The organism is Desulfocastanea catecholica (assembly GCF_054657295.1).
Map to the genome: position 1 here is coordinate 1 of NZ_BAAHYZ010000208.1, position 213 is coordinate 213.

The window sequence follows — 213 nt, forward strand, 5'->3', positions numbered from 1 at the left end:
CAAATTTTTCACTAAGTGGCCCCCAGAACAATAACCCCACTGAGTAAAACAAAAAAAACATGCTTAGGGTCATGTTTACACTAGCCTGGGTGGTATCAAACGCCGTTACCATCTGTGGCAGTGCAGGAATGTAGAGTACCGTAGAGAGAGGAGGAAATGCACTGATCAAAGCAAGAAAGGCTAGCGCTCCTTTTCTCTTCGGTATGTTCTGAT

1 pseudogene is annotated in these 213 nt (G+C 44.6%); it reads right to left on the reverse strand.

Going from position 1 to position 213, the window contains the following annotated elements:
* A pseudogene (locus ACYQ8U_RS23540) lies at nt 1-205 on the reverse strand (MFS transporter); the annotation flags it as partial.
* Between the last annotated feature and the right edge of the window lie 8 nt (nt 206-213).